This window comes from Priestia sp. JSM ZJ58, from assembly GCF_044383985.1.
GTDB classification, from domain to species: domain Bacteria; phylum Bacillota; class Bacilli; order Bacillales; family Bacillaceae_H; genus Priestia; species Priestia zanthoxyli.
On the sequence record NZ_JBISEM010000002.1, the window covers coordinates 252,213 to 268,993 of the forward strand.

Consider the following 16,781-nt stretch of genomic DNA (forward strand, 5'->3'; position numbering starts at 1 on the left):
TTTCACCTCTCCTACAACAAGTGTTTTATTTAGCAAGATACCTAGAAATGACGAGACGCTGAATTTCTTGTGTACCCTCATAAATTTGCGTGATTTTTGCATCTCTCATAAAACGTTCTACTGGATAATCTTTTGTATAACCGTACCCTCCAAATACTTGAACAGCTTCTGTCGTTACTTTCATTGCTGTATCCCCAGCATATAATTTTGACATGGCTGATTCTTTGCCGTATGGCAGCCCTTGAGACTCGAGCCAAGCAGCTTGATAGGTTAACAGTCTGGCAGCTTCTATACTCGTGGCCATGTCGGCTAACTTAAACGCAATTCCTTGCTGAGAAATAATGGGCTTTCCAAATTGCTGACGTTCCTTTGCATAAGCCACCGCCGCATCTAACGCTCCTTGAGCAATTCCTACCGCCTGCGCTGCAATACCATTTCGGCCGCCATCTAGCGTCATCATGGCAACTTTAAATCCTTCTCCTTCATTTCCTAGCAAATTTTCTTTTGGAACACGGCAATCCTCGAAAATAATTTCTGTGGTAGGTGAGGAGCGAATGCCCAGTTTCTTTTCTTTTTTACCAACTGAAAATCCCGGCATATCTTTTTCAATAATAAAAGCGCTCGTGCGTTTTTCATTAGGATCGATGCGAGCAAATACGACGTAAATATCCGCTTCGCCGCCGTTTGTAATAAAGATTTTAGAACCATTTAAAATATAATCTTCTCCGTCCTTTACAGCGAGCGTTCTCATTCCTCCTGCGTCTGATCCAGCACTCGGTTCCGTTAACCCATAAGCACCTATTTTCTCACCCGTTGCCATAGGTTTCAGGTATTTTTGTTTTTGTTCTTCTGTTCCGAATGTATAGATTGGCCAGCCGGCAAGAGAAGTATGAGCCGACAACGTAACGCCTGTTGATGCACATACTCTAGATAGTTCTTCAACGGCAATGCAATAAGCTAGATAGTCACTGCCGATTCCTCCGTATTGCTCTGGCCATGGAATACCTGTTAATCCTAGATCAGCCATTTGTGTAAAGATTCCTCTGTCAAAACGCTCTTCTTCATCTCGTTGTGCAGCTGTCGGAGCCACTTCGTTTTTGGCAAAGTCTCGCACCATTTTTCGAATCATTTCGTGCTCTTCTGAAAGTTTAAAAAACATGATTATTCCCCCTATAGTTGACTGCTAATGACAATGCGCTGAATTTCGCTTGTACCTTCGTAGATTTCGCACACTTTGGCGTCACGAAAATACCTCTCTACTGGATAATCTTTCATATAACCATAGCCTCCCAAAACTTGAATCGCATCGATTGCTACATTCATAGCCGTCTGGGAAGCAAACAATTTCGCCATTGAGGCTTCTTTTTTGCAAGGAAGTTTTTGATCATATAAAAAAGCGGCTCTGTACATTAAAAGCTTCGCTGATTCAACAGCCGTTTCCATATCAGCCAGTTTAAAGGCAATTCCCTGCTGAGATAAAATCGGCTTTCCAAATTGATATCGTTCATTTGCATAGTTTTTGGCTGCCGTTAACGCACCTTCAGCAATTCCTACCGCCTGAGCAGCAATACCAATTCTTCCAGCATTTAAATTAGCCATAGCAATTCGAAATCCTTCACCTTCTTCTCCGAGACGATTTTCTACAGGCACCTGCATATTTTCAAAGTGCAGTTGAACCGTTCGAGAACCGTGAAGACCCATTTTATGTTCATCTTTTCCTACTGAAAATCCCTCCATCGTCTTTTCAACGATAAAGGCGCTCATCCCTCTCGACCCGCGTTCGGGATTCGTTTTAGCAAATACAATATATGTATCCGCTTCTCCCCCGTTTGTAATGAAAAGCTTTGACCCATTTAAAAGATAGTGGTCTCCTTTTCGTTCTGCTTTTGTTTTTAGGCTTGCGGCATCAGACCCTGCACTAGGTTCTGTTAGGCAAAAAGCACCTAAATATTCACCTGTCGCAAGTTTTTTTACATACTTTTGTTTTTGATCTTCCGTCCCAAATACGACAATAGGATTCGTACCTACAGAAGTATGAACAGACAAAATGACGCCGAGGGCTGGACTTACTTTTGATATTTCGTGGATGGCAATCATGTATGACACAAAGTCCAGTCCACCTCCTCCGTATGTTTGAGGAACGGGAATGCCCATCAGGCCAAGATCAGCCATCTGCTTTAATAAACCTCGAGGAAATTCACCCTTCTCCATGTTTGGCACAGCCGCAGCGACTTCTTTTTCACTAAAATCAGCTACCATCTTTTTAATCATGTGTTGTTCAGACGTAAAAAAGATCATTTTGCCACTCCTTTATGTTTCGTACGTAAAAAATCCTTTTCCTGTTTTTCGACCAAGCCATCCTGCCTTTACATATTTCCTAAGCAATGGACAAGGACGATATTTGTCATCACCAAACCCTTTATGGAGCGTTTCCATAATAAACAAACATGTATCGAGGCCGATGAAATCTGCTAATGTCAAAGGTCCCATTGGATGGTTCATTCCTAGTTTCATCACTTGATCAATATCCTCTTCGTTTGCTACACCTTCATAGAGCGTAAACACAGCTTCGTTAATCATTGGCATTAAAATTCGATTTGAAACAAACCCTGGAAAATCATGAACTTCCACCGGGGTTTTATTTAATTTTTTTGTTGTTTCATAGACTGCTTGATACACTTCATCAGCAGTAGCCAGCCCTCTAATAATTTCAACGAGCTTCATCACGGGAACAGGATTCATAAAGTGCATGCCAATTACTTTTTCAGGTCGAGTGGTCACAGCTGCAATTTCAGTAATAGGAAGCGAAGACGTGTTGGTTGCTAAAATAGTATGACTCGGGGCTAACGAATCCAACTCCGCAAAAATGGCTTGCTTGACTTCCATCTTTTCCACAACCGCTTCGACGATTAAATCTGCTTTTTGTGCTGCTGTTATTTCATTTGCCAAGTGAAGGCGCTCCATAATCCCTTCATATTCCTTAGCTGAGAGAGAACCTTTTTCCACCTGTTTTTTCAGACGTTTATCAATACCTTCTATTCCTTTTTGTGTATTTTTTTGATCAACGTCATACAAAGAAACTTGATATCCGTTCGCAGCAAATACTTGCGCAATGCCTGCTCCCATCTGACCTGCTCCAATAACCATAACTGTTTCAATATTCAAGTTGATTTCCCCCTTTTACACTTCTACCATGATGGCATCACCTTGGCCGCCGCCGCTGCAAATAGAAGCAATGCCTAGTCCGCCGCCTCGTCGTCTTAATTCATGAATGAGCGTTACAACAATACGGGCGCCGCTTGCTCCAATCGGATGTCCAAGTGCCACTGCCCCGCCGTTCACATTTACTCTTTCAGCCGGAAGCCCTGCAATCTCCATACTCATTAATGCTACTGCTGAAAAAGCTTCATTGATTTCAAACAGCGCAATATCGTCTACTGTCTTCTTTGTTTTTTGCAGTAGCTTGTTAATAGCAAACCCAGGCGTTTTCGGAAATTCCCTTGGCTCCATCGCAAGAGAAGTATGGTTTATAATCGTAGCCAACGGCTCATAGCCATTTGCTTTCGCCACATCTTCATCCATTAGCATGAGCGCAGCTGCTCCGTCATTCACGCTAGGTGCATTTCCTGCTGTAATGGTTCCACTGTGGCCAAATACAGGCCGAAGAGACGAGAGTTTTTCTAACGACGTATCTTTTCTTGGTCCTTCATCTTTTTGAACCGTTATCGTTCCTTTTTTAGACGGAATATCAACTGAAATTCTTTCTGCATCCCATCTCCCTTTTTCTTCTGACTCTACCGCTAATTGATGACTGCGAAGCGCCCATTCATCCTGCTTTTCTCGGGAAATATTCATTTCAGAAGCTATTTGATTTCCATACGTACCCATTTGCACCCCTGTAAAGCTGCATGTCAAACCGTCATGAACCATCAAATCCGTCACCACGCTATCTCCCATCCGGAATCCCCATCTTGCTTTTGGAAGAAGATACGGCGCGTTACTCATCGATTCCATTCCACCTGCAATGATTGTTTTTGCTTCTCCTAATCGAATCAGCTGATCAGCAGTTGTAATACTGCGCATACCCGATGCACAAACTTTATTAATGGTTTCCGTCTCTACTTGCCACGGTAAACCTGCATAATGCATGGCTTGCCTAGAAGGTAGCTGTCCTTGGCCCCCTTGCAGCACGCACCCCATAATAACGGAATCAATTTCTGTACGTCCCTTTGATGCTGCTTGAATCGCTCTCCCCCCTAGTTCTGCCGCTTTTAGTCCGCTTACGCTGCCACCTAATTTTCCAAAAGGTGTTCGAACTGCACTCACAATAACTGTTTTCCCCACTATTGTTTCCTCCCCTTTTTCCTACTCTTTGTCCTTGCCGATTGAACGCTTGCTCAATTTCTTTTCTTTAAAAAGTAGAGATGAATACCATCTCTACTTCTCCTTTATGAAACCTGTTCTTGCACGTCACCATAAATTGACTTTTCAAGCAGTTCTGCTACGTCATACGTATGAACCTTTTCTTCTACTTCTTTTGCTTTTGTTCCGTCACTTAGCATCGTTAAGCAGTACGGACAACCTGAACTGATAATGCTTGGATTAACGGCTAAGGCTTGTTCCGTGCGCGCTACGTTAATGCGCTGGCCGGTCGTTTCTTCCGTCCACATTAACCCTCCTCCTGCTCCACAGCACATACCATTTTCACGGTTGCGATCCATTTCAATCAAACTAACACCTGGAATCGCTTTCAAAATTTCTCTTGGTGGACTGTATACTTCGTTATATCTTCCTAAATAACAGGAATCATGGAAGGTAATTTTTTCATTAACCGCATGTTTTGGTGTCAGCTTACCTTCTTTCACCAACATAGCTAATAATTCTGTGTGATGATACACTTCTCCTTCAAAACCGAAATCTGGATATTCATTTTTGAAGATATTGTAAGCATGTGGATCAATCGTAACAATTTTTTTGATTTCATTTTTTTCAAATTCAGCGATATTTTTAGAAGCTAACTCTTGGAATAAAAATTCATTGCCCAACCTGCGGGGCGTATCACCAGAATTTTTTTCTTTATTTCCTAAAATCGCAAATGAAACACCCGCTTCATTGAGAAGCTTAGCAAACGATAGAGCGATTTTTTGACTGCGGTTATCATAAGATCCCATCGAACCTACCCAGAACAAATACTCAAACGTTTCACCCGCTTTACTTACTTCTTTAACAGTCGGAATGTGAACATCTTCTCTTACATGTCGCCATTCTTCACGCTCTTTTCGGTTTAATCCCCAAGGGTTTCCTTGACGCTCAATATTCGTCATGGCACGCTGAGCATCCGCGTCCATCTTTCCTTCGGTTAATACTAAAAAACGTCGTAAATCTATGATCTTATCTACATGCTCGTTCATTACGGGACATTGATCTTCACAGTTTCGGCACGTTGTACATGCCCAAATTTCTTCTTCCGTAATGACATCTCCAATTAGGGCGGGATTATATTCCGCTGTTGCTGCGGCTTCTGCTCCGCCTTGGCTGGCCGCCATCATCGCCAGCTGATTTCCTTTTGTTTTAGAGAATGCATACGTAGGAACCCAAGGAGCCTTAGATGTCACAACCGCTCCTTTTTCTGTTAAGTGATCGCGCATCTTCAAAATTAAATCCATTGGAGACAAAATTTTCCCCGTACCAGTTGCCGGACACATATTCGTACATCGACCGCATTCTACACAGGCATATAAATCAATGAGCTGATGCTGCGTGAATTCTTCAATCTTACCAACCCCAAACGTCTCCTGCGTCTCATCTTCAAAATCAATCTTTTCAAGCTTACCTGGCTTAGAAACACGGTTAAAAAATACGTTAGCCGGTCCAGCCAGTAAATGAGCATGTTTTGATTGAGGAACATATACTAAAAACGTCAATAACACGGCTAAGTGAATCCACCATGAAACATAAAAAATGGAGATAGCGGCAGTATCATTGATTCCCTTAAACAAGATGGCAATAGATGACGCAATCGGTTCTGTCCATGCTGGTTCATGATTATGCCAGATGATTGACATGCCGTTTCCAACAAGCACTGACAGCATAAGTGCTCCAATAAAAATCAGTACTAAACCAGATTTAAATCCTCTTTTTAAACGCACAAGCTTTTCTACATAGCGACGGTGAAAAGCCCAGACAACTGCTACTAAAATCAAAAACGTCACAATTTCTTGGAAAAATGTAAAGCCGGGATATAAAGGTCCAAGCGGCAAATGTTTACCTGGAAGCAAACCTTTTATAATGAAGTCTAACGCGCCGAACTGAACTAAAATAAACCCATAAAAAAACATGACGTGCATAATTCCACTTTTTTTATCTTTTAACAGTTTCTTTTGTCCAAACACATTCACCCAAATTTTTTGCAGCCTTTCTTTTAACCGCTGATCAAATTCAACTTTTTTTCCTAATTGAATGTACTCAATGCGTGTGCGAATTAAATATACAAACAAAGAGATAGCGTAAGCGGTTACAATAATAAAAAAGAGAAAATTCACCCACAGCAACCCTGTCATCTCGTCCCCTCCTTGAATAATTTGTTACCTTTCTTTCCTCCTGACGACTAAATTTTCTGATAATATATCTGTTTTCATTGTATATAATGAATGAGCATTCAGTCAATATCTTTTCGTTCTTTTGTTCATATTCTATTTAAACAAGGTGACACTAAGAACAACATAAAATGTATTTACATCGGGAAAAGAGGTGACATGATGAGCGGCATGATTGTGATTTTACTTTTTATTATTTTTATTGCTTGGCTTGCAATTGACCTTGGTGTTGGAAAGAAAGTATTTTCCCAGGCTGAAAATACTTTTCCAAAACGCCGTGCTTCTCTCTTTTTGTTCGCAGACGGGAATGTCTTGTATAAAGATTTATTTCACGAAATAGAAAATGCCTCTTCATTTATCCATTTATCGTTTTACATTGTACAAAATGATGAAATTAGCCAAGAATTTTTAGATTTACTAGTCCAAAAAGCACAGCAAAATGTTGAAGTCAGATTATTGGTAGACCGTGTAGGAAGCTATAAAATCAAGAAAAACAAAATTGCATTCTTAAAGAAACAAGGTGTTCATTTTGCTTACAGTCGAACGCTACGGTGGCCTTATTTGTTTTATACACTCAACGCACGCAATCACCGTAAAATGGCCGTTATTGATGGGAAAGTTGGCTACATTGGCGGTTTTAATATTGGAAGAGAATATTTAGGACTCGACGCCAAGCTTGGGGTGTGGAAAGATTACCACCTGCGTATGGAAGGGGAAGGTATACAAGACCTTCAAATGCAACTATTGAGCGACTGGTATGCTGCTACCGGCTTAGACCTGCGTAAAGTGGAAAGATACTTTCCACCAACCTCTGAAGGAGACTATGTTATTCAGCTAAAGTCGACTGAAGGTTTTTCACTTGAAGAAAGCTTTTTATCGATTATCAACCAAGCCAATAGGGAATTGTACATAGGTACTCCTTATTTTATTCCAAGTGAACCTTTGATGAATGCTTTACTCCAAGCTCGTGCACGGGGAGTAAAAGTTCATATTTTAATTCCAATGCGTGCAGATCAACCGCTTGTTCATCATGCTGCGTTTGCTTATCTTCCCACATTACTTCAAGCAGGTTGTATGATTTATCAATATTATTACGGTTTTTACCATGCCAAAGTATTAATTGCAGACAATGTTATCTGCGATGTAGGAACGGCTAATTTTGATAAAAGAAGCTTGTTCTTAAATGCTGAAATCAACTGTTTAATCTATGATGCAACGTATATTGAAGAAGTAAAGAACAGCTTTAAAGCTTGTATGGGGGAATGCCCAATTTTGTCTTTAGAAGATGTCAAAAACCGAAAATGGAGTGAAAAACTAAAGCAAGGATTTGCAACCTTTATTTCTCCGTTACTTTAATGAACGAAAAGAGGAAGATTTATCATGAAAATTAGATTTGGCTATGTATCACATGCACTGTCGCTTTGGGACTGCTCACCTGCTAAAACCCTCACGTTTACTAGATGGGGAAAAATGAAAAAAGATGAGAGGCTGGATAAGCTTCATCACGTCACAAAACAAAATTTGAATCATACTAAGCGCGCTTTGCATTTTAATATTGCCCACGAAATTATGCTGTATCGATTGTCATCTTCTCTTGTCCCTTTAGCTACTCATCCTGAAGTAGCTTGGAATTACATTGATGCGTTCCAAGAAGACTGGTCAGAGATAGGAGAATTGATTCGGAATCATCAGCTGCGCGTGAGTTTTCACCCCAATCAGTTCACATTATTTACAAGCGACAAAAAACACATTACAGAAAATGCGGTAAAAGATATGGATTATCACTATAGAATGCTTGAAGCGATGGGAGTAGCTGATCAAGCTCTTATTAATATTCATGTAGGAGGAGCTTATGGCAATAAAGAAAAAGCGATTGGTCGATTTCATGAAAACATTCAAACGCTGCCGCCTGCCATTAAAAAGCGCATGACTCTTGAAAACGATGATAAAACATACACAACTGAAGAAACATTAGCCGTATGCGAAAAAGAGAAAGTCCCTCTCCTCTTTGATTATCACCACCATAAAGCAAATGAAGGAGAAGAACCTCTTGACCTATTGCTCCCTCGTATCTTTGACACGTGGAAACATATCGGATTAAAACCAAAAGTACATATCTCTTCTCCTAAATCTGAAAAAGAATTTAGAAGTCACTCTGATTATGTCTCAACTGATTTCATCGCACCTTTTTTGCAAATAGCTAAAGATATGGGACAAGATTTTGACGTAATGATTGAAGCAAAGTTAAAAGATAAAGCGCTGCTAAAATTAGTGGAAGATTTAGCATCAATGAGAGGAGTAAAGCGTACGGGAGGCGCCACGCTTGTTTTTTAAATAAAAAAAGAGCCAAGAGGCTCTTTTTTTATTTACATTTTTTCAGGTGCTGAAACACCAATTAGTTTTAAGGAGTTTTGAAGCGTTACTTGAACAGCTTTCACTAGTTCAATACGCGCTTTACTTGTTTCTATATTATCGCTGTCTAATACTTTTTCTGCATTATAGAAGCTATGGAACGTAGAAGCAAGATCAAATACATAGTTCGTAATGCGGTGCGGAATACGTTTTGTTGCTGCTTCCGCTACGGCCTGAGGGAACTCTCCGATTTTCTTCAGCAGTTCCATTTCTTTTTCTGCACTAATTAATGAAAGGTCGGCGCCAGATGTTGATTGAATCCCCATCTCTTCACCTTGACGAAGAATACTGCAAATACGGGCATGAGCATATTGCGCGTAGTATACAGGATTTTCATTAGATTGAGAAACAGCTAAATCTAAATCAAAGTCTAAATGTGTATCCGCACTTCTCATCGCAAAGAAGTAGCGAGTTGCATCAAGGCCTACCTCTTCTACTAGGTCACGCATTGTTACTGCTTTACCTGTACGTTTGCTCATCTTCATTTTTTCGCCATTTTGATACAGTTGAACCATTTGAATAATTTCTACTTCCAGCGTATCTTTTTCATAACCAAGCGCTTGAATCGCCGCTTTCATACGAGGAATATATCCATGGTGGTCGGCTCCCCAAATATTAATTAGCTTATCAAATCCGCGTTGAATTTTGTCTTGGTGATACGCAATATCTGGCGTTAAGTACGTAAATGAACCGTCATTTTTAATTAACACACGGTCTTTATCATCACCAAATGTTGTAGAGCGGAACCACGTAGCACCTTCTTCTTCATATACGTGGCCTTGTTTTTTCAACGTTTCAAGTGCAACTGAAATTTTATCATTTTTATAAAGAGACGTTTCAGAATACCATACGTCAAATTTCACACGGAACTGTTCAAGATCACGCTTTAATTTAGCTAACTCATAATCTAATCCGTATTGACGGAAGAATTCAAAACGCTCTTCTTCAGAGGCGTTTACATACTTGTCTCCGTGCTCTTTTGCTAACTCTTTTCCGATGTTTATAATATCAGCACCATGATAGCCGTCTGCAGGCATTTCTTTCTCTAAACCAAGAGCCTGCATGTAGCGTGCTTCTACTGAATAAGCCAGGTTATTAATTTGGTTACCAGCATCATTGATATAGTATTCACGTGACACATCGTAACCTGCTTTTTCAAGAACATTACATAATGAGTCTCCAACTGCAGCACCGCGGGCATGTCCTAAATGTAAATCTCCTGTCGGATTAGCTGAAACAAACTCAACCTGTACTTTTTGTCCGTTCCCTACGTTTGTCTCACCGTATGCTTCACCAGCTTTTATAATCGTTGGAATAAGCTCTGTTAAATAAGAGTTATTCATATAAAAGTTGATGAATCCAGGGCCTGCAATGTCAATTTTTTCGATAGATGCTTTTGATTTATCGAAGTTTGCTACAAGCTCTTCAGCGATAACACGCGGTGCTTTTTTGGCAATACGAGCTAGCTGCATAGCCATATTGGTAGAATAATCACCATGTGTTTTATCTTTTGGTGTTTCTAATAGAACTTCTGGAAGTTCTGCTTTTTCAGCAAGTCCTGCTTTGACCACAGCATCTTGAATTTCAGCTTTTAATTTTTGCTGCACTTGTTCGACGATGTTCATTTTTTCTCCTCCTTGAATGTAATGGTTAACGCATATTTCCCGGTAGGCTGACCCTGTACTTCTAGATCATACGTTAAAAATAACCGACCCTTTTGAGTCATTTGTTTATATTCAATGTTATGAGCGAATGTTAGTAAATCCATACGTCCATAAGGGCTTATATAAGTTCCTTCGATCTGTACCTTTTTACGAAACGATTGCTTCATTTGAACAGCACCAGTTCGGTTAATTGATACTTCGTCTTCGCTAATTTTTACCATTGTTCTAATATCTCCGATTTCCTCTTGGCGCTCTGTGTATGTAAGATAAATTTTCGATCCTTTTTCATAATACATACCTTTTGCATTTACCGATGTTGTCTCTTTTCGGTGACCATCACGGATATCCGTCACAATTTTAACTTCAATGGGTTTTTTGACTTCTGAAGCGTTACTCACAAAAGACACTTCCTTATTAAAATGAATACGTTATAACTTAAATAGTATAAACATTCTAAAGAAAGAATTCAATAATACTTCAAAGGAAATATGATAGATAAGCCGAGAATTCCTTTTTTCACTGTGTTTGACGTACTCACATATTTCAAACAAAAAAGGCGGCCGTAGGCGGCCGCCTTTTTACTTTATTTATTTCTTTTGAACCCAGCCTAAGATCATTTCGCGAATAAGCTTGCTTGCTGTATTAGCTGTTTGTTCAGACGGATCATAAATTGGAGCTACTTCGACTAAATCTCCTCCGACAATACGAAGATCTGATTTAGCAATTGCGTGAATAGAAGCTAAAAGCTCTTTTGATGTGATACCGCCTGCATCTACTGTTCCTGTACCAGGAGCGTGCGCTGGATCTAATACATCGATATCAATTGTTACATAAACAGGACGACCTGCAAGTGTTGGTAGAATCTCTTTTAACGGCTCTAGAACTTCAAATTTTGAAATATGCATACCGTTTTCTTTTGCCCATTGAAATTCTTCTTTCATTCCTGAACGAATACCAAATGAATAAACATTCTCCGGTCCGATTAGTTCAGCAACTTTACGAATTGGAGTGGAATGAGAAAGTGGTTCTCCTTCATACTCTTCACGAAGGTCTGTGTGAGCATCCATATGGATAATGGCTAAATCCGGGTATTTTTTATACATAGCTTTCATAACAGGCCAAGAAACCAAATGCTCTCCGCCCATGCCTAATGGGAACTTGTCCGCTGCTAAAAGCTGGTCGATATACTCTTCAATTATGTTCAAGCTGCGCTGAGGATTCCCAAATGGAAGTGGAATATCTCCTGCATCAAAATATTTCACTTCTTCTAGCTCCCGATCTAAATACGGGCTGTATTCTTCTAATCCAATTGATACTTCACGAATACGAGTTGGGCCAAATCGTGAACCTGGACGATAGCTAACTGTCCAGTCCATTGGCATTCCGTAAAGAACCGCTTCACTTTCTTCAAAAACAGGGTGACTGCCAATAAATACATTACCTGAATAAGCTTCATCAAAACGCATATTTTGTTCCTCCTTCATTACTCATAGAAAAGATGCCAGCCTTAAACCTCTGGCATCTCACTTGTATGTGATAACTTATTTAATAAGATCTTGCACAAATTTAGGTAAGGCAAATGCCGCTTTGTGCAATTCTTTTGTGTAATATTTTGTATCAATATCAAAGAAACGATCTTCGCTTACTTCCAATGGATCATGTTTCTTTGAGCCCATTGTAAATGTCCATAAACCGCTTGGGTACGTTGGAATATTTGCTACGTATAGACGTGTAATCGGGAAGATTTCTCTTACATCACGCTGAACATTTGAGATAAGTTCTGGCGTGAACCAAGGGTTGTCCGATTGAGCAACAAAGATACCATCTTCTTTAAGTGCTTTTGAGATACCTGCATAGAATCCTTTTGTAAATAAATTCACAGCTGGACCTACTGGCTCTGTTGAATCCACTAAAATGACATCGTATTCGTTCTCGCTTTTAGCGATGTGCATAAATCCGTCATCTACTTGTACATCAACACGAGGATCTTCTAGTTTACCCGCAATTGAAGGTAAGAATTTTTTTGAGTACTCAATAACTTTTCCATCGATATCAACTAACGTCGCTTTTTTTACGCTTGGGTGTTTTAAGATTTCACGGATTACGCCTCCGTCTCCTCCACCTACAACTAGTACGTTTTCTGGATTTGGATGCGTAAATAACGGTACATGCGCAACCATTTCATGATAAACGAACTCATCTTTTTCTGTTGTCATAACCATACCGTCAAGTAGGAGCATGTTACCAAACTCTTCTGTTTCAACCATGTCTAATTTTTGAAACTCCGTTTGCTCTGTATGTAAAGTGCGATTAATTTTAGCTGTAATACCAAAGTTCTTTGTTTGCTTTTCTGTGAACCATAATTCCATTTCAAAATCTTCCCTTCTATTTTGAGAATTAACCTATGCATAGATTACCCTAACATAATTTATACAAACATGAAAAAAGTATAGATGAATTCAGCAAAAAAGCAAGTAAAATTTTTAGCAATGGAGGTTTAAAACCTCCTTTTCTATTTCATACTGATGATAGATACAAGCTTTAGAATCTACTTGCACCGCTCTTTTAATAGAATTTTGTTGTGTTGAAAGCAACATGTATGGTGCATAGTGACACATATTGGTGGTGAATAGAAATGGAAACGGTATTAACCGAACATTTAAAAAAGGCAAGACGCATCTTCCGAATTCTTCTCGTCCTTGGTATATTAGCGGGGGCTTTATTGTTGTTTGCCTACATAAGCATCTTTCTCTACGCCAAAATCGCTGGCCCCCCTCCGCTAAACGTTTCTCAAACAGCTGTTTTCTACTCAGCAAACGGTAAAGTTCTTGATGAAGTTCACAATGGACAAAAGCGCTACTGGGTTTCACTTAATCAAATTTCACCTTACGTAAAAGATGCGACTTTAGCCGTTGAAGATAAGCGCTTCTATGAGCATCACGGCTTTGATATGCATCGAATCGCCGGAGCAATTGTAGCTGATATAAAAGCTATGGGAAAAGTACAAGGTGCGAGTACTATTACTCAGCAGTATGCACGAAACTTGTTTTTAGAGCACGACAAAACGTGGACTCGAAAGCTTCAAGAAGCTCTGTATACGATTCGGTTAGAAATGAATTATAGCAAAGACCAAATTCTAGAAGGCTACATGAATACGATTTACTACGGCCATGGAGCTTATGGAATTGAAGCGGCAGCTAGGCTGTACTTTGATAAGCACGCCAAAAATTTGACGTTAAGTGAAGCGAGTATGTTAGCCGGTATTCCAAAAGGCCCTAGCTACTACTCTCCTCTTATTCATCAGGAAAATGCAAAAAAACGACAAAATATCATTTTATCTCTCATGAAAGAGGATGGAATTATTACGTCGAAGCAAGCAACAAAAGCGCTGGTAACTCCCCTAGCATTTTCAAAGCCTGCTGAAAAAGATCCTAACAAAGAAGACGCTTCTTACTTTATGGATGCAGCGCTAGCAGAATTAAAGCAAGATTTAGGCATTGATGAAACCATGATTTATACAAATGGACTTCGCGTTTATACAACGCTGGATGAAAAGATGCAGCGAACGGCAGAAGAAAAAATGAAAGATGTTATCAGCAGCTCTTCAGACGTACAAAGTGCATTTGTTGCGATGAATCCTAAAAATGGACAAGTGAAAGCTCTTATTGGTGGAAGAGATTATGAAAAGAGCCCGTTTAACCGCGCTACTCAAGCAGTAAGACAGCCTGGCTCAACGATGAAGCCATTTTTATACTATGCGGCATTAAAAGATGGTTTTACTGAATCCACTCCAATGAAAAGTGAAGAAACGACGTTCAAATTAGAAGATGGTGTTTCGACATACACGCCTAGTAACTATCACAATTATTACGCAGATGCGCCTATTACAATGGCTCAAGCCATCGCACTTTCAGACAATATTTATGCGGTCAAAACGCATTTGTTCATTGGGGAAAATCGCTTGATCGAAACCGCTAAAACACTTGGTATATCATCACCTTTAAAGAAAGTTCCATCTTTAGCTCTTGGAACTTCACCTGTCAAAGTCATTGATATGGTTAATGCGTACGGCATCTTTGCTAATGGCGGAAAAGAAATTCGTCCAACATTTATTAAACGAATTGAAACCCATGACGGAGAAGTTGTTTATCAAGCTCCTTCTGAACGGAAACAAGTCATTGATAGACGCTATGCTTTTCTTACTACCCATTTAATGACAGGCATGTTTAATCAAAAGCTAAATGGCTATACAACCGTCACAGGAAAGCCTATTTCTAAATATGTATCTCGTCCTTACGCGGGAAAATCCGGCACAACCTCTACGGATAGCTGGATGATTGGCTACTCTCCTCAGCTCGTTTCAGGCGTTTGGGTTGGATATGATCAAGGAAGGACAATGGATGATGTAGCTGAAAAAGGATACGCAAAAAAAATGTGGGCGCTATTTATGGAAGATGCTTTAAAAGGGAAGAAAAAAGAAAAGTTTAAAGCACCAAACGGATTAATGAGCGTCAACATTAATCCTCAAAATGGAAAGTTAGCATCCAAATCATGTCCTGTTCAATATAAAGCTTATTATTTAACTGGAACACAGCCTAAAACATATTGTACTGATCACATCGATCATGCAACAAAAACGAAGAAAAAAGAGCGTGAAACAGAAGGTAAAAAATTTCACTGGTTCCCAAAATGGTTTGATTAAAAAAAGCTTAAGGCCTTGGCCTTAAGCTTTTTTTAGCATTACGATGTTTGAAGCGCTTCTTTTAAGTCATCATTAGATAACGTCCAGATTTCTTCATTATGAGACTTCAAAAACTCACGAAGCAAAGCCTTAGACTTGTTATCCATTTCTTCTACCATAATGCGTCGTTTTAAGGATTTATCCATTTTGTTTACATGTTCAGGAAGTGACTTATAGCCGCGGCGAATTTCACGATCAACGGTCATTTCACATGCTGTCATACCTGCGTAGTAAGGTCCTTCTTGCTTGCGATCAATCGTTACCCATACAAGCCAATATAACTTGCCGTTTGGCACCTCGTCTTTATTCGGTAAGAACTTAATTCCTTTTTCTACTACACTTCTGGCATGCATCGCACCAATATCGACAAATACTTCTTCATCGCTTGGGCAAACAAAAACCGGTGAAATGTTTTCTAAACTTAACGCTCCAACCCCGTAGCCGCCGTGGCCGTCGGTTGAATCGTCTTTTATGATATTAAATCCTATACTTTTCTTTTTTGGCTGAGTCATAGTAAGCCTCCTCTATTTAGTAAATCAGTGGTGCTAATATCTGCTGAAAGATATTCATCACAAACGTTGCTGCTCCGTTTAGAAGCGGCCAGATTACAATTCGATCCAGAGGTGTAATCACAAGAATCAAAAATACAAAAATACCCCAAGACTCATACTGCGTCATTTTGGCTCGCGTAGACGGCGGAACGAGATCTTCAATCACGCGGTAGCCGTCTAAAGGCGGAAAAGGCAACAAGTTAAATACACCTAGTGTTAGGTTTATTTGAATAAATAATGTAAAAAAACGATAAAGCGCATCGTTGTCCACTGCGGCATTGTTCATCAAATAGTAAATAAGCAAGCCGATAAATGCCAACAACAAGTTGCTAAACGGTCCCGCTATCGATACTAGAATACCAGCTAAACGAGGCTTTTTAAAGAAATAGCGATTAACAGGAACCGGCTTCGCCCATCCAAAACCTGCGATAATTAACAAAAGCGTTCCAAATGGATCTAAATGTGCCAGCGGAGAAAGCGTTAGCCTTCCTTGCTTTTTAGCCGTGTGGTCTCCAAATAAATAAGCTACATACGCATGTGCAAACTCATGCAGTGTGAATGCAACAATAAGGGTCATCACCACGTAAGGAAGGTCTTGCAATGAAAAAGCTAAAAAATGTTCCACTCTTTATCTCCTTTATTTTAAAATAATTTCTACACATCATATCTACTAAATAAACCGTTTGCTTACGAAGAAGGATACAAGGCTTCTTGAACATGGCCTCAAAGGTCTCAAAAACCAGACATGGGCTCCCTATGGCCCCACCTGGTTTTTAGCATCGATGTTATGATAAAAAGTATACTACAGATTATGACC

The 16,781-nt window shown here is 39.8% G+C and carries 14 protein-coding genes; 3 read left to right on the forward strand and 11 right to left on the reverse strand.

What is annotated here, in order from left to right; genetic code table 11:
• Positions 1–25: 25 nt before the first annotated feature.
• The 5 genes from ACH6EI_RS22670 to ACH6EI_RS22690 form a co-directional block, all read right to left on the reverse strand.
• Positions 26–1,159 (reverse strand): acyl-CoA dehydrogenase, encoded by a 1,134-nt coding sequence (locus tag ACH6EI_RS22670; RefSeq protein WP_013059833.1) that lies wholly within the window; start codon positions 1,157–1,159, stop codon positions 26–28.
• An 11-nt stretch (positions 1,160–1,170) separates the two neighbouring features.
• A complete protein-coding gene (locus ACH6EI_RS22675) occupies positions 1,171–2,298 on the reverse strand; it encodes an acyl-CoA dehydrogenase (protein ID WP_028411970.1) in 1,128 nt (375 codons plus the stop codon).
• 12 nt (positions 2,299–2,310) lie between these two features.
• Positions 2,311–3,165, reverse strand: a complete 855-nt coding sequence (locus ACH6EI_RS22680) for a 3-hydroxybutyryl-CoA dehydrogenase (RefSeq protein ID WP_028411969.1) — start codon at positions 3,163–3,165, stop codon at positions 2,311–2,313.
• A 15-nt stretch (positions 3,166–3,180) separates the two neighbouring features.
• Complete coding sequence (locus tag ACH6EI_RS22685) at positions 3,181–4,344, reverse strand: acetyl-CoA C-acetyltransferase (RefSeq protein WP_028411968.1); 1,164 nt, start codon at positions 4,342–4,344, stop codon at positions 3,181–3,183.
• A 104-nt stretch (positions 4,345–4,448) separates the two neighbouring features.
• Complete coding sequence (locus ACH6EI_RS22690; protein WP_034263992.1) at positions 4,449–6,560, reverse strand: (Fe-S)-binding protein; 2,112 nt, start codon at positions 6,558–6,560, stop codon at positions 4,449–4,451.
• Positions 6,561–6,758: 198 nt separating this feature from the next.
• Between ACH6EI_RS22690 and cls the strand changes: the two genes are divergently transcribed.
• The gene (cls, locus tag ACH6EI_RS22695; RefSeq protein ID WP_051137078.1) at positions 6,759–7,952 is read left to right on the forward strand and encodes a cardiolipin synthase; all 1,194 of its coding nucleotides are present in this window, start codon (positions 6,759–6,761) and stop codon (positions 7,950–7,952) included.
• 24 nt (positions 7,953–7,976) lie between these two features.
• A complete protein-coding gene (gene uvsE, locus ACH6EI_RS22700; protein ID WP_034263994.1) occupies positions 7,977–8,930 on the forward strand; it encodes a UV DNA damage repair endonuclease UvsE in 954 nt (317 codons plus the stop codon).
• A 32-nt stretch (positions 8,931–8,962) separates the two neighbouring features.
• On the opposite strand, the gene argS is transcribed toward uvsE, so the two are convergent.
• The 4 genes from argS to speE all read right to left on the reverse strand — a co-directional run bounded on the left by argS (position 8,963) and on the right by speE (position 13,041).
• A complete protein-coding gene (gene argS / locus ACH6EI_RS22705) occupies positions 8,963–10,633 on the reverse strand; it encodes an arginine--tRNA ligase (protein WP_033580387.1) in 1,671 nt (556 codons plus the stop codon).
• A complete protein-coding gene (locus ACH6EI_RS22710) occupies positions 10,630–11,070 on the reverse strand; it encodes a YwiB family protein (RefSeq protein ID WP_014457736.1) in 441 nt (146 codons plus the stop codon). The genes argS and ACH6EI_RS22710 overlap by 4 nt, the downstream gene beginning before the upstream one ends.
• A 189-nt stretch (positions 11,071–11,259) precedes the next feature.
• The gene (gene speB, locus ACH6EI_RS22715; protein WP_028411962.1) at positions 11,260–12,138 is read right to left on the reverse strand and encodes an agmatinase; all 879 of its coding nucleotides are present in this window, start codon (positions 12,136–12,138) and stop codon (positions 11,260–11,262) included.
• A 75-nt stretch (positions 12,139–12,213) separates the two neighbouring features.
• Positions 12,214–13,041, reverse strand: coding sequence for a spermidine synthase (speE, locus tag ACH6EI_RS22720; protein WP_013059843.1), 828 nt, complete (start codon positions 13,039–13,041; stop codon positions 12,214–12,216).
• Positions 13,042–13,307: 266 nt separating this feature from the next.
• Between speE and ACH6EI_RS22725 the strand changes: the two genes are divergently transcribed.
• Complete coding sequence (locus ACH6EI_RS22725; RefSeq protein ID WP_099331348.1) at positions 13,308–15,374, forward strand: transglycosylase domain-containing protein; 2,067 nt, start codon at positions 13,308–13,310, stop codon at positions 15,372–15,374.
• A gap of 38 nt (positions 15,375–15,412) precedes the next feature.
• Here the strand turns inward: ACH6EI_RS22725 and ACH6EI_RS22730 are convergent, their stop codons facing one another.
• On the reverse strand, positions 15,413–15,925 hold the full coding sequence (locus tag ACH6EI_RS22730) for a YwhD family protein (protein ID WP_013085495.1): 513 nt from the start codon (positions 15,923–15,925) through the stop codon (positions 15,413–15,415).
• Positions 15,926–15,941: 16 nt separating this feature from the next.
• Complete coding sequence (locus ACH6EI_RS22735; RefSeq protein WP_028411960.1) at positions 15,942–16,589, reverse strand: site-2 protease family protein; 648 nt, start codon at positions 16,587–16,589, stop codon at positions 15,942–15,944.
• Between the last annotated feature and the right edge of the window lie 192 nt (positions 16,590–16,781).